The sequence below is a fragment of the Faecalicatena contorta genome (genome assembly GCF_001404335.1).
In the GTDB taxonomy this organism is placed as follows: Bacteria; Bacillota; Clostridia; order Lachnospirales; family Lachnospiraceae; genus Faecalicatena; species Faecalicatena contortus_B.
In genome coordinates, this window is the sequence record NZ_CYZU01000009.1 from 95,283 (window position 1) to 119,221 (window position 23,939).

The following is a 23,939-nucleotide window of genomic DNA, read 5'->3' on the forward strand; positions in this document are numbered from 1 at the left end:
TGTTATCGTTACACCAAATCGTCGACAGCATCCCAAAAATCCACCTCATTTACTATAGTGAGAGTCTGTCCGGCTTTCCTACGATTTACAGCGTCCTCAATTTTTCTGCCGTAACAAGAAAATGCCCAGCATGGATTACCGTCATTGCCAACTATAAGGTATCTGGTCTTATTCGTAATGCTATTATTGAATTTACCACCAAGTGACGTAATTAGATCGGCTATCTCTTTTCTTTTAGCTCTCAATGACTGTCCTGTAAAACAAAACTGATTTCCGTCAAATTCAATTTCCTGGCATATAGCGCAAATTCCGCTTATGCTGTAGTGTTCCCTCAGAGTTTCAATTTCTTTGCTATTAAGATTATAGGAAGACTTGAGGTCAATAAAATTACTCAAAAATGCTTTTAGCATATTCCGTTCATCTTCAGTTACGATCCCATCGTTTAGTATAGAAAGAAGCAGACTTTCAATCTCATCGAAGGGATAGCACCCAGTCAAATAGTCATTTGACGAAATCCAGGTATTCAGTGTGCGGATCTCTTCATCTGTGATCACGCCGTCAGCAAGTATTCCGTGTATCATCCCATTTAGAAATTGCAGAGAAGAAGTCACCAGGTTATAATAGTCAGAATCTGATACAAAATTATTACACAACCACACAATATCACTTGATTCATCGGCAGTAAGAACACTGTCTTTATATGCTGACTCAATAAGCGGAATCAATTCTTTAAAAGGGTGGCGGTCAATTAAATGCGCATGGCACAAACACCAGTGGCTTAATTCGTTTACCTCATCTTCACTTATTTTGTAATCCGTTGTAATGCCGGCGACAATACCTTTTAATGTGTTTATTGCTTTGTGAAGTTCTGCTGGGGAAGTATATTTCCTATATTCTTCCAATTCTTGTAGATTACTCATAAAGTTCCTCCCTTTTCTCTGCATACCAAGAAAACACCACGTTTATGTTTGGCCTATTGGCTTAACATCATTTTACTTTTCCCAAAACTTTCCCAATACATTGTATGGTTTCAGTTCCCGGAATTTCATCGTATTTCGGATTGTGAGATATTAGCCCATTTTCTCCAGTTTCTTTAATGAAACATTCCCCGTTGACCATAAAAATACCTATGTCACCAATTTCTACAACTTGCATCTTTTCCACATACACTTTGTCACCGTCGTGGAATGTCGGTTCCATGCTATCTCCTTTTACACCTATTACAAAATCAGCCTTTTCTGATAGTTCATTCACTGGTACTTCTATAGTGTCAGTAGGAAGATCCGCGAAAATGTATTCACCTGTCCCTGCAGAGGCAAGTTCATGATAATAGGCCATAAAATATGTCGGCCGTGGTAGTGCATCGTGCTCTGCTGTTTCCAATGACAATAGATTTTCTAAATACGTTGTTGCCTTCTGCTTTCCTATATCCGACAATTTCCGGAATGAGATTATTAATTCTGATTCATCTGCTGTCTCGCAATGCACGTTATATAAAGTGATACTGGCCGAGGACTCCCACCCCATTAAATAAGATGGAGTAGTGCGAAGAGCAAAAGCGAGGGATTCAATTTTATCAGATGGAATATTTGAAATAACTCCGCTTTCATATTTTTGGATTGTCTGACGGCTGACACCTACGAATTTCGCTACTTCCTCAAGCGTAAGATCTAATTCGTCCCTTTTGGCTTTTATTCTATCTCCTAAATTCATTAAGGAATCCTCCTTTTTCTTGTTTATAATCGAATTATAACATATTTCACCTAATAAGCAACAAAAAATGAAAAAAAGTTTAAAATGTATATTGACACGTTACATAACTGTATGCTATCATTGTTGCGTAATAAGCGACAAGGAGGTGTGAAATGATAGACACAAGTAGGTTGGTTGGAATTATTTATTCAAGAGGACTATCACGTGCTAAAGTGGCGAAAAAACTGGGGATTACACCAAAAACCTTTTATGAAAAGATGAAAAAGGGAGTTTTTACAAGCACGGAAATAGAGGCTATGATAGTTATGTTGGATATTGATGCCCCAATGGAAATTTTTTTTAGTCAAGTAGTCGCTCAAGAAGCGACAAGAGGGAAAGGAGAGAAGTAACGACGAACGAGATAATGAAAGACAAATTAAATCGGACACCGATAGAAATTGCACTGGGGATCGATGAAAATGGGATGACTACAGCGAAAAAGTTGTATGACTACTTGGAAATGGACAAAAGTCATTATTCCAGGTGGGTAAAATCAAATATTACGGAGAATCAATTTGCAGAAGAAAGTGCTGATTATTGGGCGCTCGCCACGGATGGCGAACGTGACTTCAACCCGAATCCTACACAAGATTTTAAGTTAGCGGCAATAGCAGAGAGTTCTGGCTTTCAGTACATAGGAAGTATGCAGGATAGGCACCGCGCTGTGAGAACAGAAAGTTATGATCGGCTCAACCGCAAACGTCCGTGCCGATTAGATCAGAGACTCGATCGGGCAAAGGGAGAGGCTGCAAGGGAGGGAGCTACAAAGACCCAAATTAAGGACATAACCAAATTAACAGTAATTGAGGGCGATAAGGATTTCAAGCCTGTGTATGAAGCTGTCATCCGGGAGATGCTGGTGGTCTATAAAGTAAATATATAGCCGGGATGAAAACGCTGATTATTGGGTTCTCGTACTAAAACACGAAAACGTTCAAGGATGTTTAGTAAGTCTGTAAAGTTGAAGTGTACCTTGAAAATTGAATACTGCGGAAGGATTAGTATGGTGTTAAGGATACTCATAAGAGTACCCTTGGGGGAAAGCATGAAGAGACGTTTAAGCCTCTGGGTCATCATCTCTCCAATATTGTGGGATTTTAGTCAGAAGCTCTAATTGTTCAAGGGCTTTATCTTGACCATCATCATTTAGCAGGTCGAAGTATGTGGTTAATAAATCCTTTTTTTCGGTATTCTTAGAAATATAATCCATAGCAACTTCGATATTCGACATGTGTTGTTCTTGCAAAATCTTAACTTGCAAGAACAAATCATTGGCCATTTTTGCTTTTTCTTCGTTTGTAAGATTCGGATCGTTTACTATTGCATCCACTTTTGACTGAATTAATTTTGATTCGACAGAAGGATCCGGGGATTCAAGACTATAAACCAAATCATCTCCAGTAAAAGTTAAAAGTGGAACCTTAAAAAATGATGCAAACTTTTTTAAGGTTTCTATCTTTGGATTTCGTGTGCCGTTTTCATATTGAGCGATTTGCTGTTGAGAGATTTTTAATTTTTCTCCCAATTCTCTTTGCGACATATTAGCTTTTGTTCGATATAGCCTTATTTTTTCACCGATAGTCATGTTATCACCTCATAAAAATAATAACATATTTTAGAAGAATTTAAAAGCAAAAGTTTGTGAAAAAGCATTGAAAAATACAAAAGCTTGTTATATAAATAGAATGTTACATGCAAATGTATGTGTTAATTCCGGGAAGGAGATGAAAAAAATGAGAATAGACAGAATCAAATTCGTGTCAGAACTTACACGGCAGGAACTGACCCAAAAGAAGCTGGCGGAGATGGCAGGAGTGTCCAGGGCCACAATCAACTATATAAAGTCAGGAAAGAGCTGTTCTGATGAAATAGGAAACAAAATTGCAGATGCTCTTCATGTGCCGTTGGAAAAACTACTTGAATAGAAAGGCTTACATATATGTACCTTGAAAACTGAATAGCAACAGTAAACATGCGCGATGTGAGCGCAGAAAGGAGAATTAAATGAAAGAGAATGAATTAGTAGTAAAAGGAAGACAGGAGTTTATGGGAAGAGAAATCCCGGTAGTATTAGGAGGATTTGGAGAAGGAAAGAAATGTGTCTCCGATAGGACTATTGCAGAGATCCACGAAATGGAAGTGAGAAATGTCAGGGCACGTATTACTGATAATATCAGAAGGTTTACTGAAAATGTTGATTTTATCGACTTGAAGAGACGTGCTTGTGAGGTAAGCACGTTGGAATTGCTCCAGAATTTAGGCTATGCAAAGCAGTCCATTACACAGGCGGAACACATTTACATATTATCAGAAAGAGGATATGCAAAGCTCATCAAGATTATGGACACAGATCTTGCGTGGGATATCCACGATAAGTTGATTGATGATTACTTCCGGTTGAGAGATGGAGGGCCGAACTGCATCGAAGATATCCTGATAGAGAGCCTGCAGGAGATGAAGAATATCAGGATGAAGGTAGATACAAATACAGAAGACATAACTAAACTGGATAGTAAAGTGGATTCTATTAAAGAAGTTATCGCACTCAGACCGAATGCATGGCGTAAAGATACTGGGGTCATCATTAATAAGATTGCGTATAGTTTAGGAGGCTCTGAACACATCCGGGCTGTGCGCGAGGAGTCATACAAGATACTTGAGGAGCGAATGCATGTTGCTCTAGGAATCAGGCTGACAAATAAAAAGAAGGCCTATGCAATGAACGGTGTGTGTAAATCGAAAATAGACAAGCTGAATCAACTTGATGTTATTGCTGACGATCCGAAGCTGATAGAAGGATATATAGCGATTATTAAGGAGATGGCAGTGAAGTATGGTGTTTCATTAGAAGAGAGGAAATAGTATATGTACAATTTTTATGTAATGGACGGCAAAAAGTTGATTGATTATAAACCCAAGAAAAAGCATTATGCATCTGCAATAATAAGGTTCTCAGAAAAAATGGGGTGTTTGAATGAAATGAGCAATGAAAAATTCCTGACTGCATATCGGGATAAGTTTAAGCAATATCTATATCTACTGATTAAATTTATTTCAAATGCGTTTGATTCCGGAGAATCTTATACGAAAGAGGAAATAGAAGAATGGTTTTACTTAATTTCCGGAGTGAATGATATGGTGGAGTGTCTTACACCGAATGAATTTATGCAAATGTTCCCGATCGCAAAAGATTACGATGGAGAAAAATACGAAGTCAAAGATTATTTCTACTGTATAGAATACATAAGCCAGATGGATATAAATAAACCGATCGGGCAAGAAAATGGGCCAGAATTTCTAATGGAGTATTGGAATTGGGACATTAATATGTACATGTGTACATGGATGGGGATAGTAAATCGTATGCACCAGGCACACGGCGGCAGAGATATCACTGAAGAGTTTTTTGAAAGTCAGGGCGTGCATTTTACTACATATCATGAGGAAGACGGATATATGGTGAACAATGTGACCGGTGAGAGACATAAGGTATTGAAACCGCAAAAGAATTTGAAGAAGCTGTTCAGCGTATAAACATTGGAATAAACGAAATGTGTCAAAAAAGTTTTTACTTAACTAAATTTATAGTTTAGTGGAGAAACCGTGGCACATCAAATTTATAGATACCCAATCACACAGATTCGTGAGCATGTGGCACAGCGTGGCACACTACATAACTAAATCAAAATTTAGTTGATTAAAACACCGAAAAACCGCGATTTCATGGGGTTTACAGGCGTTTTGAAAGGTGGTAGTATTCGAAAAACAGAAAGAGTTTTCTTCTAAATTTGGAGGAGTGGATTCAGTAGAAAGGAGGGATATCATGGCAGATTTTCCGGAGTTTAGCGTGGGGAGCGTGCCGCTGAAGGTAGTATCTAAAGTATTAAACATGAAACCGGATACTATCAGAGACAAGATGGAAGACGAGACACTTGATTTAGGAATCATTTACAAGGCACGAAAAAAGCGTGGAAAGCGAGAATACAGGAATACTTACATAAGCCCAAAGAAACTGTATGAGCTAACTGGATACGTTTGGAAAGGAGAGAAAGAAGCGATTGAGACAAAAAAAGAGTAAATACCGCCCGCCAAAGCAATGTATTTACTCGAAACATGAAACCCGTCAACAACAGGAATTCCATCTTCATTATATGGGATTCCAACCAGATTTACAAGAAGTAGAAGGGGATTTTATATGAAAAATGAGATAAAAGTATTTGGGAACGATGCATTTAACGTGAAAGTAAAAATTGATTTAGATGGCAATTATATGTTCGATGCTGAATCGGTTGCGACAAGTCTTGGATTAACAGAGAGAAAAGGCAATAAAGAATACGTAATGTGGCGTAGAGTGAACCAATATTTAAAACTTTTCGGCACATCTGCCGAAATAGCCAAAGGTTCATATATCCCTGAACCAGCAGTATATAAATTAACATTTAAGGCTAGCAACGAAGTAGCAGAAAACTTTCAAGATTGGTTAGCGGTTGAAGTTCTGCCAACTCTGCGCAAGACCGGTTCTTATGAGATGTCGAAAAAGGAAAGGCCGAAGAGGGAAAAACTGTCTTCTGCGAACATGATGGCGAAGAACATTAAAGATGCTTTGTCGGCAGCAGGCGTTGAGCCGGTGTATATAGCTGCGGAAGTTACAAGAATTTATACGGATTTAGGTTTTCCAGTAACCGCACATCTTCCAGTTGCCATACCTGTTCTTTGGGATTGCACTGGCATGGCAAAGGAGCTGGGGGTAATGTCTAAGAGCAACAGGCCGCATGACAAGGCGATCAGCGCCATTATCCAAAGGTTAGACATAACAGAAAATGAAATCGTGAAGACTGCATATAGCAGGAACGGGCATGACGGCGTGACGGTTCAGTACGCAGACAGTGTCTTCCAGAAAGTGAAGAATTGGTTGGAAGACCATGATTATCCGAAAGAGATTACATTGCTGTTAGCCAATGGGAATATCAATGCTTGCAAGGTAGTTTATCAGGAGGTGTGCTGATATGAAAGAGCATAAAGAGTACAAGCTAAAAAGGTGCCCGTTTTGCGGCGGGGAAGCTGAAATGAAACAGAATGAATTCGTGGGGCACCAGAGAGTATACATACAATGTACATCATGTCACGCTGTCTCCTGTATCCAGACTGAGGGACAAACAATGACTTTTAAGGATATTCCATCCAGATATGTGTCTATAGACGAATGCAGGCAAAAGGCGGTTGAAAAATGGAACAGGCGCGCCAGAGAAGGATACGTGGTTGTCGCAGGAGGAGTGACAGTATGAATGAATTAAAAAGATTGATGGATGAGCTGATACATGAATTATATAAGATGGACATTGAAGAACTATATGAACTTAAAAAGGTATGGGCTATGGAACTGAAAGAATCAAGACTTGACGAAAGACTACAGGATTTTTGCATTAAGGCGGTGGATTTAGTTATCGAAAAGAAAGAATCCAATTGTAAGAGGAGGGAATAAGCTATATGAACAGAGTAGATAAAGAATTTAATAGAGTTGTGCGGGAAAGCATCACAGCATTATTACAGAAGGATACTGCCGATTATGAGCAGACAAGGCTCATTCTGCTGTCATATAGGAGTAGGGACGAAAAGATCCAAGATTATCTGCGGAAGCTGTTTGAATTCACTGACAGGCATAGGCCGCTTCAGATTGAGATGAAAGCAGGTGTCGCAATATGAGTAGATTAAAAAATGTTGTGAAACTATCGGAAGATATGAGAGACAAAATGAATACCCGATATGTTTTAACTTGCGGTAATATGTTTGATTTAATCGGACACTATGAAAACATATTTGAGCTTGTTGCTGCGGCATTCAGGTTAGGATATTGCCAGGGGGCAAAAGCTGAGAGAAAAAGAGCGAAGGAGGGGGCCGAATGAATTATGTGGTTATAGGCCAGGTAAGAAGCAAAACAGGCGGGATTTACCCCGTAATAGATATGCCGATGATGTCGGATGAACGCTGGCAGAAGCTGGCTGAAGAGAATGCGATACATAATTATACGGAGGTGAACGGGCATGCACCGGAGAGTGCAAGGGTAGCGTGTGAGTGGCAGCGGGCATGGATCGCTATGAAAAATTTAACATAGAATTATTTGCCCTCCGGGGGACGGTGCGCCAACACCTGAACCCGGCGGCAGGATGTCAAGACTGACAGGAGGAACGTGGAATGAATGAAGAGAGAGAACAAAGGCTATATGACATAATGGATAACTACGGCGTGGATCAGGACACAGCAGAGCTGCTTCTGCTGGATGAAGAGGAGGAAGAGCGTGAGTAAAATTGAGATAGACGAGATGTGGATGTTGACGCAGCGACATTTAGGAGGGAAACATGATTAGGGTATGTGATAATTGCAGATTTAAGAAGCGCAGTAATTTAAAGGAGCCGTGCTATACAGGGGGATATCAGCTAGCCTATTCGCATCGGTGCTATCTGTGGAAGAAAAGAAGATTGTGGCAACGTATTGTTGATCGAATTAAGATTTGAGGAGTACCTGTGGCGAGTACTTATAGCGGGAAAAAAGATGTATTCGAAACTATTAACTGTCAGTAAAGAGAGAGAAAGGCGGTTTAAAAATGTCAGAAAAAATTGAAGTAGTAAGGGTAAAGCCTTGTGATCTGAGTAAGGGTCAGGTTTTTAGATTGAATTACCAGTATAAAACAGAACTTGGAGAATTTGTCGTATTAGGCAGCGTTACATTAAATAGACTTTATGTTAACGAGTCAGTTCCGGAGGAAGACTTTGAGAGGTTCCTGCAAATATGTGAGTACGATGGGCCTTATATCAATGACGATACTTCACCTGTTGCGGGGACAAATGACTATATTTACGAGAAATACGGCTGGCCTGTATGGAACGTCCTACAAGACGAATACTCCAAGCGCAGAAAAAAGCGTGAAAAAATAAAAGCGAAATCGGCAGCAGGCCATTACTTTAAGTTGATTGAGAAATATAGAATGGCAGAAGATTCTGAGATCAGCTTTCATAATGCAGAATATGTGGCTTATGAGCTGAAAGTGCTTGCCGACAACACCGGAAGGAAGACCGTGAATAATTGCGTAGGAATTGGTACGGAATACGTATTCTTACTTGGCTATTTAATCGGAAAAGGCATTATCAATATAGAGGAGGTGCAGAGGGATGCAGCAACAGTTTAATAAAGAGGAAGTAAAAAGGGCCATACTGGCTTATATTTCTAAGAATAACTATGTCAGTTATGCGGAATTGGAATGGTTTTTTACAGAAAAACAGATACCGTTCAAAGGCGATTTAGATGTGTTATCCGGAAAATGTGAACATGTAGTTTTCTGGTGCGGATGGAGCAAAGAAATATTTGATGTGTTCGGAGAACTGATAAAAGAAGGAAAAATACATAGGGAACCTACTCAGCTGCTGACATACCTGATTGATGGTAAGACGTTGGACATGCCGCTGGTGAAAAGATTCTGGCAGTACAAGACGGATCACTGGTTGCCTACAGTATTTTGCATAGGGCCTGAGGAAGATTAGAACGTGAGGTGAAGACAAATTGGCGGATACAAAATTTACGATCAGACAATATGCGCTGGCGTATGCCAGGATCGGACTGGCAGTGTTTCCCGTGTCATCACACGGAAGAACCAGTGAAGATTACAAAAGACCTATGGTCAAAAATGGGTTTCATGATGCCACAACAGATCCTGACACAATAAATAAATGGTGGGAGAGATGGCCAGACGCAAATATAGGCATCGTGACAGGCAAGCCTTCCGGTGGAGTGTTTGTTATTGATCTTGATGTGAAGGAAGAGGAAGGGGTAGACGGTCGGGAAGCTATACGTGAGTGGGAAAGGGAACACGGTAAACTTCCGGAAGATACAATGCTTTCCATTACCGGCGGTGGCGGATACCATATCTTCTTCAGATCTGACGGCAGAGAAATTCCCTGTGTCCGCGATTTGTTTAAGAATAAGAGTGGAGTTGATGTCAGGGGGGACGGGGGCTATATTGTGGCCCCGCCCAGCCTACATTTCAATGGGAGACATTACGAATGGGAATTAGGGCCGGACGATGCAGTTATAGAACCTGCGGATGATTTGGTTTATATGCTCCTAGATGAGGGGAAGAAAAAAGAGGTAGGGACTTTTGTTTCTCCAGGAACGATTGAGCAAGGGGCCAGGGACGACACTATATTTAGGCTGGCATGCAGTCTGCAGGCAAAAGGATTGTCAGATGATGCAATATTAGCCGCGGCGCAGGCTGAAAACAAATTGAAATGCCGCCCGCCGTTGGATGAAAAGACTGTTATCCAGAAAGTGAAAAGTGCGCTGAAATATGAGAAATCCACCGCGCCGTACGTACATAAACAATCCGAAGGAGACAACAAAACAGAGTTTATAGATCAGCCCGTACAATTGAAGTGCGGATATTGGGAATGTAATAAAGATGGGGTGTGTATGTGGGTTCCTGGGAAAAAGGAAACTGATCCTCCCGTTAAAATAGTGGCCTCATATCAGCAAATTATGCCAATCGGGACTACAGAGAACATCGAGACAGGGGAGCAAAAATATCACATGGCATTCAGCGTGAAGCGGCAGGGCGGGTACCTTTGGAAAGACGTAAAAGTTGAACCAGAACTATGCTGCACTAAGACAAAGATTATAAAGTTGGCAAATATTGGTGTCATGGTTACAGATCTGACATCCAAAAACCTTGTAAACTATATCGCAGATATGTACCGGCTTAATGAGGATGCGTTGCCTTTAAAGAAAACAGTGTCACATTTCGGGTGGATCGGAAAAGAGTTCTTCCCTTACATGGATGGTATTGAGTTTGATGGGGATAATGCGCAGGCGAAGACGGTAAGGGCCTTAGGCGCGCGGGGAAGTTTTGATGCATGGAGAGACGCATGCAGTAAGTGCCGGGAAAATCTGAATGTACGACTACTTATGGATGCAAGCCTGGGATCTGTGATGACGCACATATTGAAATGCCTTTGTTTTGTGGTGCACCTATGGGGACCATCGGGAACAGGAAAGACTGTGGCGTTTGTAGTAGCAGCTTCAATATGGGGAGTCCCTGATGAATTAATCCTGTCAGTGGATTCTACGGTTAATTATTGTACAAGTCGTGCAGCATTGATGAAAAATCTTCCTATATTCGTAGACGAGACACAGCTGGCAAGGGGAGATCTGATGAAACTGATTTATGCGATAACAGAAGGAAAAACACGCGGAAGACTTGACCGAACAAGCCGCGAGAAGGAGCAGGGATCTTGGGAAAATATTTCTTTCTTCAATGGCGAAAAGCCGATTGTAAGTGATAACGCAGGCGCCGGGGCTTTCAACCGGGTTATTGAGATGGAAGTAGACAAGCCGCTATTTGAGGATTATTCACATATTTTAGAAGCTGTTCGGGAAAATAACGGACTGGCGGGACGGAGATTTATTGAATATATTAAAAGTCTGGATACGGGCAGCCTTATTTCAAGACACAAGGAGTTATGCCGAAAGCTGTCTGAAATGTCAAAGAGCACTGGCAAACAGGCACAGGCGTTGGCCTGTATTGTACTTGCTGATCAGCTGGCGCAGGAATGCATTTTTAAGGATGAAGCACCGTTGGAATTGGAAGCAGTCGCAGAACTGTTAAGGGACGAAGAGGAAGTGTCTCAGGCGGAAAGGGCGTATAAATTTGTCGTGAACTGGATTGCAGAGAACGAGAACTTCTTTAATATTACATTTGGAAACCGACTTTGGGGGAAGGTTGCGGACTCACACTGCCTTGTAAACCAGAATGTACTGAGAGAGGCAATGGAGAAAAATGGGTATGATTTTAATGCCGTGAAAAAGGAATGGGCGGAGGCCGGCTATCTGGAAAAGTCGCGGGATGGCAAATACTCCGTGAACACCTCGATAGCAGGTTTGAAGACTAAAGCCAGGTACGTGAAAGTCCTATTTAAGCAACCGAACAATTTTGAAGAATACGAGGATGTAGATATAGACGATGAAAACATTCCGTTTAATAATCAGAGGTAATCCCCCATTTCTACTCACCTATTAATAAAATGTGGGATGGTGGTGGGATGCTTGAAAGCCTTGTAACGAGAGGCTTTATTATATATATACTCACATACTCACTCTATATTATAGTAACACTATATATATATTATTATGTCATTGAGTCTGTATGTAGTATATGTATAGCGCCCTACTAACAAAAAATAGGTGGGGACGTGGGATTATTTCGGAAAGCCTTGTAAACACTGGGTTTCAACGGCACACATGTCAGATTTTGAGGTGGTATGGTGGAGGGATGGCTTAATAAAAAGGGGGATTGAAATGGAAATCATGCAAGTACATCAAATGATAACGGAGTGTTGGCAGCTCTATAAGGAATATTATTCAAAAGAATTGACGGACAGCGAATTTGAACAGGTATATCAAAAGGCTAGTATTCTGGCAGAGAAATACGAAAATCACAGCTTTGCAACCGCGATGATCTGCGCAGTAGTGAATGAGCTGGGAGAAATAGGGAAAAGAAAAAGGCAGCGAGAAGGAGGCGAAGATATATGACACTAAAGGAATTATTCAGTATGCAGGCTGATTTAAATAAATTAAAGAGCCTGAGTATGGAACTGGCAAATTTGGAGGAGTTTAATCCATACAGGAACAATGTCATAACAGACATGCCGAAAGGAGGACAGGGGAAAGATGTCACTGCGTGGTATATCGAGGAGAAGGAACGGCTGAGAGGGAAGATAAAAACTTATGAGGAGAAGCTTCGGAGGGACAGAGCGAAGGTGGAGGCGTTTATTGCGGCAGCGCCTCATCCAGAAAGTGAAATCATTCGTTATCGTGTAATAAATGATTTGAGTTGGGATGATATCGGGGCGATTGTTGGGTATAGCAGAAGTTGGGTATCAAAAGTATTTTACAGGTACATAAAGAAGACCGAAAAGACCGAAAGTTCCCTTGATTCCCGTGCAAGGGTATGACATAGTTATTCTAGAACGATTGGATCATTTGTTCGGTGGTGTTTTCTCAATAACACAGCCCTTGGGGCATTAATAAGGCAGTACTGTATAGGCGGCTGGGTTCCTGAATAGGAGTAGGTCGAAAGGCTAAGAATTCATTTGCCGCCGCAATAAAGATTTTCTCGGAAGTATGATCCTCCTTCATACACATATAGAAAAACGTCCTGCATGAAAGTGTGGGGCGTTTTTTGTTGAATTATATCATAAAATAGAGTATTATTAATATAAAATGTGGTGTATTTAACGAAAAGGTTTTGGGAGAATTGAATGGAAAGTCAAGGTAAAGTCATATCTTTTATTAATATGAAAGGTGGCGTTGGTAAAACTACTTTATGTATTGGTATAGGAGAATATTTAGCGAATTACTGTGAAAAAAAGATTTTGTTTATTGATCTTGATCCTCAGTTCAACACGACACAAAGTTTAGTTAACGAATTTGACATGGAAGATGAATATCTTAATGATTATTCCGAGGGGAAAGGGAACCGTACTATAATGCGTCTATTTGAAACGCAGACAACATTAGCAAGAAAGATTGATTTGCCATTACCAAGTGAAGTCATAGTAAGACTTAACGATAATATGGATTTGTTGCCAGGAACTATTGACCTTATTCTAGTAGAAAGTGATAAAGATGGAACAAAAGCAAGGAAGGTAAATAGGTTTATTCAAGAAAACGACTTGCGAAATGCATATGATTTTATTTTTATTGATTGTCCACCAACAATTTCCGTTTATACTGATGCAGCTCTTATTGCTTCTGATTTTTATTTAGTACCAAACAGGATAGATCGCTATTCTATTTTAGGGATTAAACTGTTGAAGCAAGTGATAGATAGATTAGATGATAATGAAGATATTGGAATAAAACCACTTGGAATTGTATATACAATGGTAAAGGACTTAACGCAAAAAACTTTACAATTAAAAGATACTTTCGAAAGAGATGAAATAGTAAGAGAAATTGGTATGTTTAGTAATATGGCATCCTATGTTAATGACTTATTAGTAGGATTACAAGGAAATATTTCATCAAAATATAAAAAATCACGAGAAGATGTAAAAATAATCTGTAAAGAATTTTTGGAAAGGGTTGAGTCGTATGATTAATCAGGGTAATAATATCGCTATAATACGCAATTATTTGAAGAAAACAAATTTAGATATTATAGATTTAATTGGAATTATAACTGTGTTAATTATAAAGAAAGATGTTATAAAGAAAAATTCTGATGTAGGTGAATTTGTTAATAATATTTTAAAAGTTAAGTTTCCAGAATATGTAATCAGGTCTCGAACATTAATTGCGGCGAGAGTAAGCCGCATATTATTAGAATTAGATGATGACAAGATTGAAAATATTAAGGAAAACATATTGAAATACATAGATAAAATTGACATTGAAGATATGAACAAAGAGTCTTCTACACCTAAAAAGAATAAAAAGAAAAATGAGAATAAGAAATTAGAAAAATGGCTAAAAGGATTATGATATGTTGAACAGGTATAGAGAAGTAGATGTTTGCAAAGAAGATATCAATCAATTTATATCATTTGTGAAAATGGAAGACGTTTCTGATACAGACTTAGCATGCATAGCAAAAGGGATATTGTTTATAAAAAAGGCATATGCATTTCCAGAAAAGAAACAAGAACATTATTATAATTGCTTGGTTACGGATATGATTAGCCTTATGGATTCTTTTAAAAAGTCATCATTGAGAGTGTATTACACTTTCTTTCGATCTGTTATTGAGAATTTTGTTCGAGTGGTACTAAGATATGAAAATATTAATGCTACGGGTGTAAGAAATATGTTTACTGAACTACGCAATAGGTATACATATTCTAAAGAATTTATCGATTATGTTGAAGGTGAATATGGAAAATGTTGTGAGGTGATCCACAGCAATTATAATGCAGATCTGAAAATGTATCAATATTATGAAGAAATAGTTAAATCGGATGAATTAAGTATGGAGAACAAAGTAATGTTGATTAAACAATTGGTCACTTTCTATAAGTCATGTAAGAAGTTTATAGTAAACAATGAATGTATGCAGATAAGTTCGGCATTTCATAACCAAAAGGAAGTTCTTTACTATTTACTAGGGAAAAAACTTTATGAGGTATATGCGAAAAATAATAAAAGTTTGTAGAATTACAGGCACCTTCACCGAGGGTGCTTTTTCTATACCTACAAAACGACGAATAGTGAGGTGGTGATAGTGCCAATATACAAACGATGCAGCAGATGCGGACAGCGAATACCCTCAGGCAGCACTTGCCTATGCGCCAAGAGCAGACACAAGGAATATGATAGATACAGTCGTGACAACAGAAGCAAACAGTACTATAGCGGCAAGGTGTGGGAGTTAACAAGGGCATCGACACTGGAAGAAGACGGAGGCATTGATGTCTATCTATTCATGACAGAAGGACGGATTGAGTTGGCAGATACTGTGCATCATATCATTCCGTTAAGAGATAATTGGTCGATACGAAATGATATTACAAACCTTATGAGCCTAAATCATGACACACACAGCATGATTGAGCAGATGTACAGGAAAGATAAAAACGGAACACAAAGGATTTTGCAGGATATGCTCTCGGAATATAGGGCGGGGAGGGGCGGCCAAAAAAGTTTTTAAAATTTGCAGCTGACCGCATGTCCCCTACATCTGACGCAAAACTCCGAATACGATAAAAAAGTTGGCAATCTAAACGGAGGAGGGGATTTACATGGGAAAACCAAGGAAGCCGATTGACATGCAGAAAGCCCATTTAACACTGGTTGAGAAACAGAATAAGGAGATGGAAGAAGCAGGAGTAACGGTTGGTAACAACCATTTAAGGACTCCTCCAGGATGGCTCATTGATGACGTGGCAGAGAAAGAATGGCGCAGAATCATCAGGGAATTGAAGAAAATAGAAATCGTTGGAAACTTGGATTATGGAAATTTAGGCGGCTATTGTAATGCTTATTCGAACTATGTTAAAGCAACTGAGATCCTTAAAGATCAGGAATTCTGCATCAGTAGGGAAACAAGGACCGGGAAAATTATCGTGAAGAACCCGATGGTGGACATCCAGGCAGGATATGCGGCAGAGATGCGCAGATTTGCTGCCTTATGCGGACTTACTATAGATTCCCGTTTAAAAGCGGCAGTAACCAAAACTGAAAAAACAGAAGATATGATAAAACAGAAGTTTGGGAATATTTAAGGCCGCCCTAGGCCTTATTTTTGTGAGGAGAAAAAAGGATGTATGACGATTCTTAACCAGCTGATTGAATATGCAGGCCTATGCCTAAATGACACAAGGCTTACGGAAAATGAGGATTATATAAGCTGCCAAAAGCATAAGCAGGCCTGCAGGCGGTTTCTGGATGATATAAAAAAATCAGAAGCCAGAAATGTGCAGGAAATCTCATTCCCATATATATGGGACGAGGAAGAAGCACAGAAGATTGTTGACTGGTTTTCACTGCTTAAGCACAGTAAGGGAGATTTAGCCGGCCAGTCTATTATACTAACGCCTTGGCAAAGGTTCTGCCTTTGTCAGATATATGGATGGCGGCATGAGGAGACAGGCCGGAAACGGTTCAAACAGAGTTTCATTGAGGTTGGCAGGAAGAACGCTAAATCCCAGATGGAGGCGGGGGTTGCTCTCTATGAGATATCTACCCAATCCACAAAAAATGGTGAGGTATATGAGTATTATACGGCTGGGACCAAAAGAGACCAGTCAAAAATTATTTTCAATGAATGTCAGCTGATGCTTCATGGATCCAGTCTCCGCTCTAAGTTCAAGCTGACCCGTGACCGGATTGAACACATTAAGACTGGCAGCTTTATCAAAGCCCTTTGTAAGGAGGACGGGCAAAAAGGTGATGGAACCAACCCCGCAGGACTGATCCTGGATGAATATCACCAGCACCAGACAACAGAATTCTATGACCTTGGGTTGGGGGCGAACACAAAAGAGTCCCTGCTCATGATCATTACGACTGCGGGAGTAGATCTGACATATCCTTGTTATGTGCAGGAATATGCATACTGCTCCAGGATACTGGATCCTGACGTGGATGTATGGAATGAGTCATATTTTGTTGACATTTTGGAACTTGATCCGAATGATTACGAGAACCAGGACAATATAGCAGATGAACGGCTTTGGTGGAAAGCAAACCCTATCCGCATGAGTTATGAAAACGGGCGTTCCAAAATACGGGAGGCTTTTGAAATTGCCAAAGAAATCCCGGAAAAGATGACCGCATTCCTGACAAAGATGCTAAATGTCTGGGTACAGGCACAGGAAAACGGATACATGGATATGGCAAAATGGAAGAAGTGCCAGGTAAATGGGATCCCGATCAACACAAGGGGAATGAGTGTCTATGTAGGTTTTGACATGTCGGCAAAGATAGATTTAACATCGGTTGCCTTCATAATTCCTTTTCAGTCAGGTGAATATGACAGCACCGGGAAAGAAGTCATCAAATATATAGTGTATTCGCATTCATTTATTCCAAATAGAGAGAAAATGGCCGAGCGGAAAAGGAAGGACAAGGTGGATTATGACGCATGGGAGCGGATGGGATTCTTAACGGTAACAAATACGCCGATTGTAGACCAGAATGCAGTTATGCAGTATGTCATGAACACATGCAGGGAGAATGGATGGGAAATAGAATGCCTATGCTTCGACCCGGCCAACGCGGCGAAGCTGATGCTGGATCTTTCGAACGAGGGATACATAGTGGAAGAAGTATTTCAGAGCCACAAATCACTGAATGAATCTACACAGGGCTTCCGGGAACAGGCTTACTGCCGGAATATTGTGTATACATACAACCCGCTCCTGAATTATGCTATGAGCAATGCCGTGATCCGGCAGAACCAAGGGCTAATCAAGATTGATAAGGATGCGACAACTAAAAGGATTGACCCGGTGGATGCCGTGCTGTGTGCATTTAAACTGGCTATTTATCATGAGTTCACATCGAGCTTTTTAGATGAGATAGATAAATTTATAGAAAGTGACTGGTAAAAATATGAATATTTGGAACAGAATCAGAAACGCCTGGAGCGCATTGACCGGGACCGGCGTGGATTTAAATAGTGAGGAGCTGTTGGAATGGCTTGGTATATCGGGCACAAGTAAAAAGCTGGTAAGCGAGGTGACTTATTATACCTGTCTGAAGATGCTGAGCGAAACAATCGGAAAACTTCCGCTGAAATACTACCAGAATACAGCGCGTGGACGGATACGTGCTGATCCGGACGAAATGACACGTCTGCTGACAGTAAGGCCAAACCCCATCATGACCCCGACAACACTATGGGGATCGGTAGAAATGAACTGTCAGCATTATGGGAACAGCTACGTGTGGGCCCGCCGCCAATTTGAACCAGGGAAATACGGAGGGGAATATAAAACATTGGATCTATGGCTAATGCAGAGCAGCAACGTGGCTGTCCTGATGGATGACATTGGGGTATTTGGAGGGAAGGGCGAACTGTACTACCAATACAGCGATCAAACGAGCGGTGATCAGCATTTATTCAGGAGTTCAGAAGTGATGCATTTCAAAACCTGGTATAGTCTGAATGGAATCATGGGAGAACCTGTAAGCAATATCCTGAAAGATACAATCGGAGGAGCGCTGGAGAGCCAGAAGTTTATGAACCGATTGTATGAACAAGGACTAACTGCAAGCATGGCGATGCAGTATCTTGGCGATTTAGATGAAGCAAAACGCAGACAGCTACAGAAAAAGTTTGCTGATTCTCTATCTGGCCCTCAGAATGCGGGTAAGGTAATCCCAGTCCCAATGGGACTGCAGCTTACCCCGCTGAAAATGAACCTTACCGATGCGCAGTTCTTTGAACTGAAAAAATATTCAGCGCTTCAGATTGCAGGCGCATTCGGTATAAAGCCAAACCAAATTAACAATTATGAAAAGTCCAGCTATGCGAACAGTGAGACGCAGCAGCTGGCTTTTTTAGTGGATACAATGGCATACCGGCTGAAGATGTATGAAGAAGAGATCAATTCAAAACTGCTGACCATAAGGCAGCAAAAAGAGGGTTATTTCTATAAGTTTAATGAAAAGGCAATCCTGCGCACAGACAGCAAAACGCAGATGGAGAACTTATCAAAAGCTGTTAATAACGGGATTTATACGCCGAATGAGGCCCGCGGATACCTAGACATGCCTTGTGAGGAAGGCGGGGACGTCCTGATGGTCAACGGAAATTACATACCTATTACAGACGTAGGAAAGCAGTATAAGAAAGGTGGTGAGAGCAATGAAGACAGCGGAAATCAGGGGTGATATCATCTCCAATGACCTGAAATGGATTTATGACTGGTTGGAATGGGAATCTACGTGCCCAAATGATATAAAGAAGGTCATAGAGGCACTGGAGGACGGGGAAGAGCTCAGGGTAACTGTAAACAGTGGGGGTGGTGATGTTTTCGCAGGGCAGGAAATCTACACGCTGCTCAGGAAAAGTAAAAACTCTGTTGCTGAAATAGACAGCCTGGCTGGAAGCGCGGCTGGAGTTGCGGCAATGGGGGCAGCCCAAGTACTGATCAGCCCTGTAGCAATGATTATGATCCATAATGTGTCAATGAGTGGAAGGATGAGTGGTGATTACCATCTTTACGAGAAGAACGCGAATGCCCTGAAGGAGATGAATGCGACTATGGCGCAGTCATATTCCGAAAAGTCAGGAAAGTCGGTTAACGAGATCCTGGAAATTATGGACCGTGAAACTTGGCTGACTGCCAACCAGGCGGTTGAGATGGGATTTGCCGATGAGATATTAGGGGCTGACATACAGATAACGAATTCTTATTCCGGACTCAGATTGACGGAAGAGATAAAGCAGAGAGTCCTGCAGGAAAAAGCGGAAACAGATGAAAATGAAAAACTGAAGAATGAATTGATATGCGATCTGGACATGTATGGTGTCTGAATTGCTTTTTGGAAGGAGAGAATTATGAATAAAGAATTATTAGAACTACTGGATTCCATTAACACACAGAAAAACAAAGTGAGAAGCCTTACAAGTGAAGGGAAACTTGATGAGGCAATGGAGGCCAAGGAAGACTTAAAGAAGCTCCAGAATAAATTTGACCTGCTGAAAGATCTTGATGATGAAAAATACGGGGGAATGCAGCAGAAGGCAGCGACGGGGACTGCAAAGCCAGTGAAAACAGTAGATTCCATAAAGGATTTTGCAGATGCCGCCAGGAATGGATTTATGGTAACCAATAATATGAATGAAGGAACCCCTGCCGATGGTGGATATACAGTTCCGGAAGACATCCAGACAAAAGTGAATGAAAGGAGGGAAGCGAGGGCATCCCTGATTAATTTAGTTGATGTTGAGTCAGTCACAACAAACAAGGGTTCCAGAACATTTAAGAAGCGCTCCCAGCAGACAGGATTCATCAAAGTAGGGGAAGGCGGTAAGATTGGGAAGAAAGATACCCCGCAGTTCGAAAGACTGGATTACGAGATTGCGAAATATGCAGGGTATTTTCCGGTCACGAATGAATTGCTTGACGATTCTGACGCCGCGATTACCTCTGTGTTGATTGCATGGATAGGAGATGAGTCCAGGGTAACAAGGAACAATATTATTCGGACAATAATCAATACAAAGGCAAAGACAGAATTGACTGGACTGGATGACATTAAAAAAGCATTGAATGTAACGCTCGGCGCGGCGTTCAAGTCTACATCGAAAATCGTAACGAACGACGATGGGCTGCAGTATCTGGATACATTGAAAGATTCGGAAGGAAAATACCTCCTTCAGCCGAACCCGGCAGATCCGATGCAGATGAGGCTATGCGCCGGCGCAACGATCGTACCGGTTGAAGTAATTACGAACAATGATTTCCCGTCAGATACGGCTACAGCGGGGAAACGAAAAATTCCATTCGTCATCGGAGATCTGAAGGAAGGGATTAAATTCTTCGACAGAAAACTTTTGACCATCGTGGCATCTAACCTGGCACAGGCCGGTGAACTTAATGCATTTGAGGAGGACCTGACATTGTTCCGTGCCATTGAACGCGAAGACTGCAAGGTAAAAGATGATGCTGCATTCGTGAACGGAGTTGTTACGATCGATGACGCAGCGGTAGTGGGGGAATAGACAGCTATAGCCGTCATGACAGCAGTTATACCGCCAGTGAACTTGAAAACATGACCATATCACAGATCAGGGCACTGGCGGAAGAACTTGGCTATAGCATAAAAAAGACTGTCAAAAAGGAGATTATAGAAGAATTTCTGGATCAGCAGGGAGGAACCACATGATAAACCTCATAAAAAAACGATGCGGAATTTCCGAAAATGTAAAAATTTATGATAACGATATTGAAATGTATATTAAAGACTGCATACAGGATATGATTTCTTCCGGTGTTTCAAAAACTATTGCAGAATCGGAAGAGGATGCCGCTGTATTGACGGCGATTACGCTCTATGTCAGCGCGTACCTGGGAATTGACAGAACTGATACAGAGAAATATCTGGACCTGTACCGGAAGAAAGTATTCCGGTTAACATTGGAGGGGGATAAAATTGTGGAACAATAGCATATCTCTTCCCAGAAGCAGGGACGGGGCACAAGACAATGACGGATTTACCGCACTGGAAAGTCTGTATGAGAGAGGAATTCCGGCAAACTTTACAGATGTGACAAGGGACGATGAAATATTAGCATCTCAGAAGGGATACGCCGTGAATCAAAATGTGGAGATCATGGCCTGTAATTACGCGGGAGAAGACCATTTGATCGATGAATCAACGGGTGATATTCTGGAGGTAAAACGGACTTTCAGGAAGGATAAATCTATGAAGATTATTCTCTCCTGTGAAAGGAGGCAGAATGGCACAGTTTGAAATAGAAGGGTTTGACAGTCTTATGAAAGAGCTTGAAACCTTGGATATTGAAAGAATTGCCCCTATGATGCTGAAAGAAGCCGGCCCCATCCTGGAGGAGGCGGTAAAAGCAAAAATACGTCCACACCAGGAAACCGGGGATATGTATAGATCCATCAAAAGCACTGGTGCGTCAAGAAGCAAGGATGGATATTACCTGTGTGTAAGGTCTACCGGGAAATCCACGGGCAGAACGCACAAGATAAAAGGGAAGCGAAAGGTGCCAGTCAGGAATATGGATAAACTGGCATGGTTGGAATTTGGCACATCAAGAGAGCCTGCGCGTCCGGTGCTGACTTCAGCAGTACGTGAGGCAGAAAGTGCAGTAATCAGTAAGATGCAAGAAGTGTTCGATAGGGAGGCAGGAGTATGACGCCATTTCAGAAGATCATAGAAGCGATCAAGGTTTTTGGCTATCCTTATGCACCAGACATTTATAAGGGGAAGGAAGACAGGTATTTTACTTATAATTATGTGGATGAAAGAGTAGCAATTTACTCTGATAATGAGCCGGATGAAGAAACAGTGAGTGTACAAATCCATTTCTTCCTTCCGGCATCAGAAAATTTCATAGCGGAAAAAAGCAGGATACGAAGGGCACTGTTCAAGCATGGGTTCACGTATCCGGAAGTAACAGTATTAACAGAAGACGACACGAAAATACGGCACATTATATTTGAGTGTGAAACGGAAACAGAAAGATTGGAGGACGAATAAATGGCATTTGTAGGATTGGCAAAACCGACAGTAGCAAAATTAACGGAGCGTTCAGGGAGTGCAACATATTCGGAAGGGTTCACATGTGGGAAAGCGATTGAAGTAACAATCAGCCCGCAGTATGCAGAGGGTTCGCTGTATGGGGATAATGGGAAAGCAGAATATGACAAGGAATTCAAATATGCGGACATCACGCTAAACACAACCACACTGCCCATACAGGCACATAGTACGATGTTTGGGCATACGGTAGCGGATAACCCGAACGAAGGGATTACGGACAAAACAACGGATGAGTCCAACTATGTTGGGTTTGGGATATATGTATCTGAGAAAGTGGATGGCGTAAAGAAATATGTCGCCATGTGGATCCATAAGTCTAAATTTACGGAAGGCGAGGAAGGCTACAAAACCAAGGGCGACAGCATTGAGTATCAGACGCCAAGCATCACGGGGCAGGCAATGGGAAATGCAAAAAATGAATGGCGTGAAAGAAAAATCTTTGATACTGAGGAAGATGCTCAGAAATGGCTTGATGAAAAGGCTGGCATGACTGAACCGCCTGCACCGGCACAGCAGGGAGCAGAGGAGGCATAATATTATGTTCGATGAACTGAATTATATTGAGTTGTCAGGAAAAAGGTATCCTATCAAGTGTGACCTCCTGGTACTCGAAAAGATACAGGATGCATATGGGAGCATAGGGAAGTTCGAAGAGGGGCTTATCACATGGGAGCCTGAGGTGGATGATGAGGGCAACACGCAAAAGGATGCTGACGGTAAGCCGATCCTTCATGGGAAGTTTCCAAGCGTGAAGGCTGTGAATGATGCGCTTGTATGGATGGCATCTGAAGGGGAAGCTATTGCAGCCGATCAGGAGAAAAGAAAGCCGAGGGCGATTATCCGGGCTGAAATTGTACGAGAAGTAGATGTCCCATTGATTGATCTGGCAAATAAGTTACATGACGAGTTTTACAGGTGCTTCAATTTAAAAAACGCAGTAGCCACGCAGAATCAGACATAGGCGGATCCCTAGATATCGAAGAGCAGGCGCTGGATTTTGCGTGGTATGTATTCATCGGGATGCAGGCAGGGTATTCGGAACAAGAGGTGTCTCGGATGTACCTCGGAAAATGGGAAGAGATATTCTACCATTTCAAATGGCTGCACAATATGCGGGTAGGAAAAGGCCTATTTCGTGAGCAAACAAAGACTTCCCTGCTGGACTTGTAGGACTGCATAGTGTATAATACAGGTAAAGGAGGGATGCATTGTGAGTAGCCGTACAAAGTTAATATTGAAGCTTGTATTCTGGGTGTTGGTTTTAGTGTCTATCATAATGATCCCAGAAATTGCAATCATCGTAGCGATTGTAATGATAGTGTGGGCGGTATATAAGAAGGCCAGGCATATCCCAATTATCACAATTAAAAGAAGAAAATAAAAAACCACTTACTCTTAGG

General features: G+C 41.3%; 36 protein-coding genes. 33 read left to right on the forward strand and 3 right to left on the reverse strand.

Annotated elements, in window-relative coordinates:
* Window positions 1–8: 8 nt before the first annotated feature.
* Window positions 9–920 carry a BRCT domain-containing protein gene (locus ARB69_RS06725; RefSeq protein ID WP_055152140.1) on the reverse strand — a complete coding sequence of 304 codons (912 nt, stop codon included), beginning with the start codon at window positions 918–920 and terminating at the stop codon, window positions 9–11.
* A gap of 67 nt (window positions 921–987) precedes the next feature.
* On the reverse strand, window positions 988–1,713 hold the full coding sequence (locus tag ARB69_RS06730) for an XRE family transcriptional regulator (RefSeq protein ID WP_055152141.1): 726 nt from the start codon (window positions 1,711–1,713) through the stop codon (window positions 988–990).
* A gap of 152 nt (window positions 1,714–1,865) precedes the next feature.
* On the opposite strand from ARB69_RS06730, the gene ARB69_RS06735 reads away from it, so the two are divergent.
* Together ARB69_RS06735 and ARB69_RS06740 are read left to right on the forward strand one after the other, a co-directional pair.
* On the forward strand, window positions 1,866–2,102 hold the full coding sequence (locus ARB69_RS06735; RefSeq protein WP_055152143.1) for a helix-turn-helix domain-containing protein: 237 nt from the start codon (window positions 1,866–1,868) through the stop codon (window positions 2,100–2,102).
* 14 nt (window positions 2,103–2,116) lie between these two features.
* Entirely contained in the window at window positions 2,117–2,635 is a 519-nt protein-coding gene (locus tag ARB69_RS06740; protein WP_055152145.1) for an antA/AntB antirepressor family protein, read from the forward strand.
* 174 nt (window positions 2,636–2,809) lie between these two features.
* Here the strand turns inward: ARB69_RS06740 and ARB69_RS06745 are convergent, their stop codons facing one another.
* Window positions 2,810–3,337: a helix-turn-helix domain-containing protein gene (locus ARB69_RS06745; RefSeq protein ID WP_055152147.1), complete on the reverse strand. Its 528-nt coding sequence runs from the start codon at window positions 3,335–3,337 to the stop codon at window positions 2,810–2,812.
* 148 nt (window positions 3,338–3,485) lie between these two features.
* Between ARB69_RS06745 and ARB69_RS06750 the strand changes: the two genes are divergently transcribed.
* The 31 genes from ARB69_RS06750 (at window position 3,486) to ARB69_RS26645 (ending at window position 23,920) form a co-directional block, all read left to right on the forward strand.
* Window positions 3,486–3,677 (forward strand): helix-turn-helix transcriptional regulator, encoded by a 192-nt coding sequence (locus ARB69_RS06750; protein WP_055152149.1) that lies wholly within the window; start codon window positions 3,486–3,488, stop codon window positions 3,675–3,677.
* A 79-nt stretch (window positions 3,678–3,756) separates the two neighbouring features.
* Complete coding sequence (locus ARB69_RS06755) at window positions 3,757–4,614, forward strand: ORF6N domain-containing protein (protein WP_055152151.1); 858 nt, start codon at window positions 3,757–3,759, stop codon at window positions 4,612–4,614.
* A gap of 3 nt (window positions 4,615–4,617) precedes the next feature.
* Window positions 4,618–5,286: a hypothetical protein gene (locus ARB69_RS06760; RefSeq protein ID WP_055152153.1), complete on the forward strand. Its 669-nt coding sequence runs from the start codon at window positions 4,618–4,620 to the stop codon at window positions 5,284–5,286.
* A 214-nt stretch (window positions 5,287–5,500) separates the two neighbouring features.
* Complete coding sequence (locus tag ARB69_RS06765) at window positions 5,501–5,830, forward strand: hypothetical protein (RefSeq protein ID WP_055152155.1); 330 nt, start codon at window positions 5,501–5,503, stop codon at window positions 5,828–5,830.
* A gap of 117 nt (window positions 5,831–5,947) precedes the next feature.
* The gene (locus tag ARB69_RS06770) at window positions 5,948–6,757 is read left to right on the forward strand and encodes a Bro-N domain-containing protein (RefSeq protein WP_055152156.1); all 810 of its coding nucleotides are present in this window, start codon (window positions 5,948–5,950) and stop codon (window positions 6,755–6,757) included.
* A gap of 1 nt (window position 6,758) precedes the next feature.
* Window positions 6,759–7,037 carry a Lar family restriction alleviation protein gene (locus ARB69_RS06775; RefSeq protein ID WP_055152158.1) on the forward strand — a complete coding sequence of 93 codons (279 nt, stop codon included), beginning with the start codon at window positions 6,759–6,761 and terminating at the stop codon, window positions 7,035–7,037.
* The gene (locus tag ARB69_RS06780; RefSeq protein WP_055152160.1) at window positions 7,034–7,234 is read left to right on the forward strand and encodes a hypothetical protein; all 201 of its coding nucleotides are present in this window, start codon (window positions 7,034–7,036) and stop codon (window positions 7,232–7,234) included. Before ARB69_RS06775 ends, ARB69_RS06780 begins: the two co-directional genes overlap by 4 nt.
* Before the next feature lie 5 nt (window positions 7,235–7,239).
* Entirely contained in the window at window positions 7,240–7,455 is a 216-nt protein-coding gene (locus ARB69_RS06785) for a hypothetical protein (RefSeq protein WP_055152162.1), read from the forward strand.
* The gene (locus ARB69_RS06790) at window positions 7,452–7,655 is read left to right on the forward strand and encodes a hypothetical protein (RefSeq protein WP_055152164.1); all 204 of its coding nucleotides are present in this window, start codon (window positions 7,452–7,454) and stop codon (window positions 7,653–7,655) included. Before ARB69_RS06785 ends, ARB69_RS06790 begins: the two co-directional genes overlap by 4 nt.
* On the forward strand, window positions 7,652–7,864 hold the full coding sequence (locus tag ARB69_RS06795) for a hypothetical protein (RefSeq protein WP_055152165.1): 213 nt from the start codon (window positions 7,652–7,654) through the stop codon (window positions 7,862–7,864). Before ARB69_RS06790 ends, ARB69_RS06795 begins: the two co-directional genes overlap by 4 nt.
* A 489-nt stretch (window positions 7,865–8,353) precedes the next feature.
* Window positions 8,354–8,935 carry a hypothetical protein gene (locus ARB69_RS06800; protein WP_055152166.1) on the forward strand — a complete coding sequence of 194 codons (582 nt, stop codon included), beginning with the start codon at window positions 8,354–8,356 and terminating at the stop codon, window positions 8,933–8,935.
* Complete coding sequence (locus ARB69_RS06805) at window positions 8,919–9,287, forward strand: hypothetical protein (protein WP_055152168.1); 369 nt, start codon at window positions 8,919–8,921, stop codon at window positions 9,285–9,287. The genes ARB69_RS06800 and ARB69_RS06805 overlap by 17 nt, the downstream gene beginning before the upstream one ends.
* Window positions 9,288–9,306: 19 nt before the next feature.
* Window positions 9,307–11,790 carry a bifunctional DNA primase/polymerase gene (locus ARB69_RS06810; protein ID WP_055152170.1) on the forward strand — a complete coding sequence of 828 codons (2,484 nt, stop codon included), beginning with the start codon at window positions 9,307–9,309 and terminating at the stop codon, window positions 11,788–11,790.
* A gap of 303 nt (window positions 11,791–12,093) precedes the next feature.
* Window positions 12,094–12,327, forward strand: a complete 234-nt coding sequence (locus ARB69_RS06815; RefSeq protein WP_055152172.1) for a hypothetical protein — start codon at window positions 12,094–12,096, stop codon at window positions 12,325–12,327.
* Window positions 12,324–12,749, forward strand: coding sequence for a hypothetical protein (locus tag ARB69_RS06820; RefSeq protein WP_055152174.1), 426 nt, complete (start codon window positions 12,324–12,326; stop codon window positions 12,747–12,749). Before ARB69_RS06815 ends, ARB69_RS06820 begins: the two co-directional genes overlap by 4 nt.
* Before the next feature lie 306 nt (window positions 12,750–13,055).
* Window positions 13,056–13,898 carry a ParA family protein gene (locus tag ARB69_RS06825; RefSeq protein WP_055152176.1) on the forward strand — a complete coding sequence of 281 codons (843 nt, stop codon included), beginning with the start codon at window positions 13,056–13,058 and terminating at the stop codon, window positions 13,896–13,898.
* Window positions 13,891–14,280 (forward strand): hypothetical protein, encoded by a 390-nt coding sequence (locus ARB69_RS06830; protein ID WP_055152178.1) that lies wholly within the window; start codon window positions 13,891–13,893, stop codon window positions 14,278–14,280. Before ARB69_RS06825 ends, ARB69_RS06830 begins: the two co-directional genes overlap by 8 nt.
* A 1-nt stretch (window position 14,281) precedes the next feature.
* Complete coding sequence (locus tag ARB69_RS06835; protein WP_055152180.1) at window positions 14,282–14,947, forward strand: hypothetical protein; 666 nt, start codon at window positions 14,282–14,284, stop codon at window positions 14,945–14,947.
* A gap of 69 nt (window positions 14,948–15,016) precedes the next feature.
* Entirely contained in the window at window positions 15,017–15,442 is a 426-nt protein-coding gene (locus tag ARB69_RS06840; protein ID WP_055152182.1) for an HNH endonuclease, read from the forward strand.
* A 91-nt stretch (window positions 15,443–15,533) separates the two neighbouring features.
* Window positions 15,534–16,016 (forward strand): phage terminase small subunit P27 family, encoded by a 483-nt coding sequence (locus ARB69_RS06845; RefSeq protein ID WP_055152184.1) that lies wholly within the window; start codon window positions 15,534–15,536, stop codon window positions 16,014–16,016.
* Between the two features lie 42 nt (window positions 16,017–16,058).
* On the forward strand, window positions 16,059–17,843 hold the full coding sequence (locus ARB69_RS06850) for a terminase large subunit (RefSeq protein WP_055152186.1): 1,785 nt from the start codon (window positions 16,059–16,061) through the stop codon (window positions 17,841–17,843).
* A gap of 4 nt (window positions 17,844–17,847) precedes the next feature.
* Window positions 17,848–19,131, forward strand: a complete 1,284-nt coding sequence (locus tag ARB69_RS06855; protein WP_055152188.1) for a phage portal protein — start codon at window positions 17,848–17,850, stop codon at window positions 19,129–19,131.
* Window positions 19,106–19,777 carry a head maturation protease, ClpP-related gene (locus ARB69_RS06860; RefSeq protein WP_055152190.1) on the forward strand — a complete coding sequence of 224 codons (672 nt, stop codon included), beginning with the start codon at window positions 19,106–19,108 and terminating at the stop codon, window positions 19,775–19,777. Before ARB69_RS06855 ends, ARB69_RS06860 begins: the two co-directional genes overlap by 26 nt.
* A 24-nt stretch (window positions 19,778–19,801) precedes the next feature.
* On the forward strand, window positions 19,802–20,968 hold the full coding sequence (locus tag ARB69_RS06865; RefSeq protein ID WP_055152192.1) for a phage major capsid protein: 1,167 nt from the start codon (window positions 19,802–19,804) through the stop codon (window positions 20,966–20,968).
* 160 nt (window positions 20,969–21,128) lie between these two features.
* Window positions 21,129–21,413 carry a hypothetical protein gene (locus ARB69_RS06870; protein ID WP_055152194.1) on the forward strand — a complete coding sequence of 95 codons (285 nt, stop codon included), beginning with the start codon at window positions 21,129–21,131 and terminating at the stop codon, window positions 21,411–21,413.
* Window positions 21,400–21,720: a hypothetical protein gene (locus ARB69_RS06875; protein ID WP_055152196.1), complete on the forward strand. Its 321-nt coding sequence runs from the start codon at window positions 21,400–21,402 to the stop codon at window positions 21,718–21,720. Before ARB69_RS06870 ends, ARB69_RS06875 begins: the two co-directional genes overlap by 14 nt.
* Entirely contained in the window at window positions 21,707–22,132 is a 426-nt protein-coding gene (locus ARB69_RS06880) for an HK97-gp10 family putative phage morphogenesis protein (RefSeq protein WP_055152198.1), read from the forward strand. Before ARB69_RS06875 ends, ARB69_RS06880 begins: the two co-directional genes overlap by 14 nt.
* On the forward strand, window positions 22,129–22,476 hold the full coding sequence (locus ARB69_RS06885; protein ID WP_055152200.1) for a hypothetical protein: 348 nt from the start codon (window positions 22,129–22,131) through the stop codon (window positions 22,474–22,476). Before ARB69_RS06880 ends, ARB69_RS06885 begins: the two co-directional genes overlap by 4 nt.
* Window positions 22,477–23,073: a major tail protein gene (locus ARB69_RS06890; RefSeq protein WP_055152202.1), complete on the forward strand. Its 597-nt coding sequence runs from the start codon at window positions 22,477–22,479 to the stop codon at window positions 23,071–23,073.
* 4 nt (window positions 23,074–23,077) lie between these two features.
* Window positions 23,078–23,500, forward strand: a complete 423-nt coding sequence (locus ARB69_RS06895; protein WP_055152204.1) for a hypothetical protein — start codon at window positions 23,078–23,080, stop codon at window positions 23,498–23,500.
* Window positions 23,501–23,749: 249 nt separating this feature from the next.
* Complete coding sequence (locus ARB69_RS26645) at window positions 23,750–23,920, forward strand: hypothetical protein (RefSeq protein ID WP_154253309.1); 171 nt, start codon at window positions 23,750–23,752, stop codon at window positions 23,918–23,920.
* The last annotated feature ends 19 nt before the right edge of the window (window positions 23,921–23,939 follow it).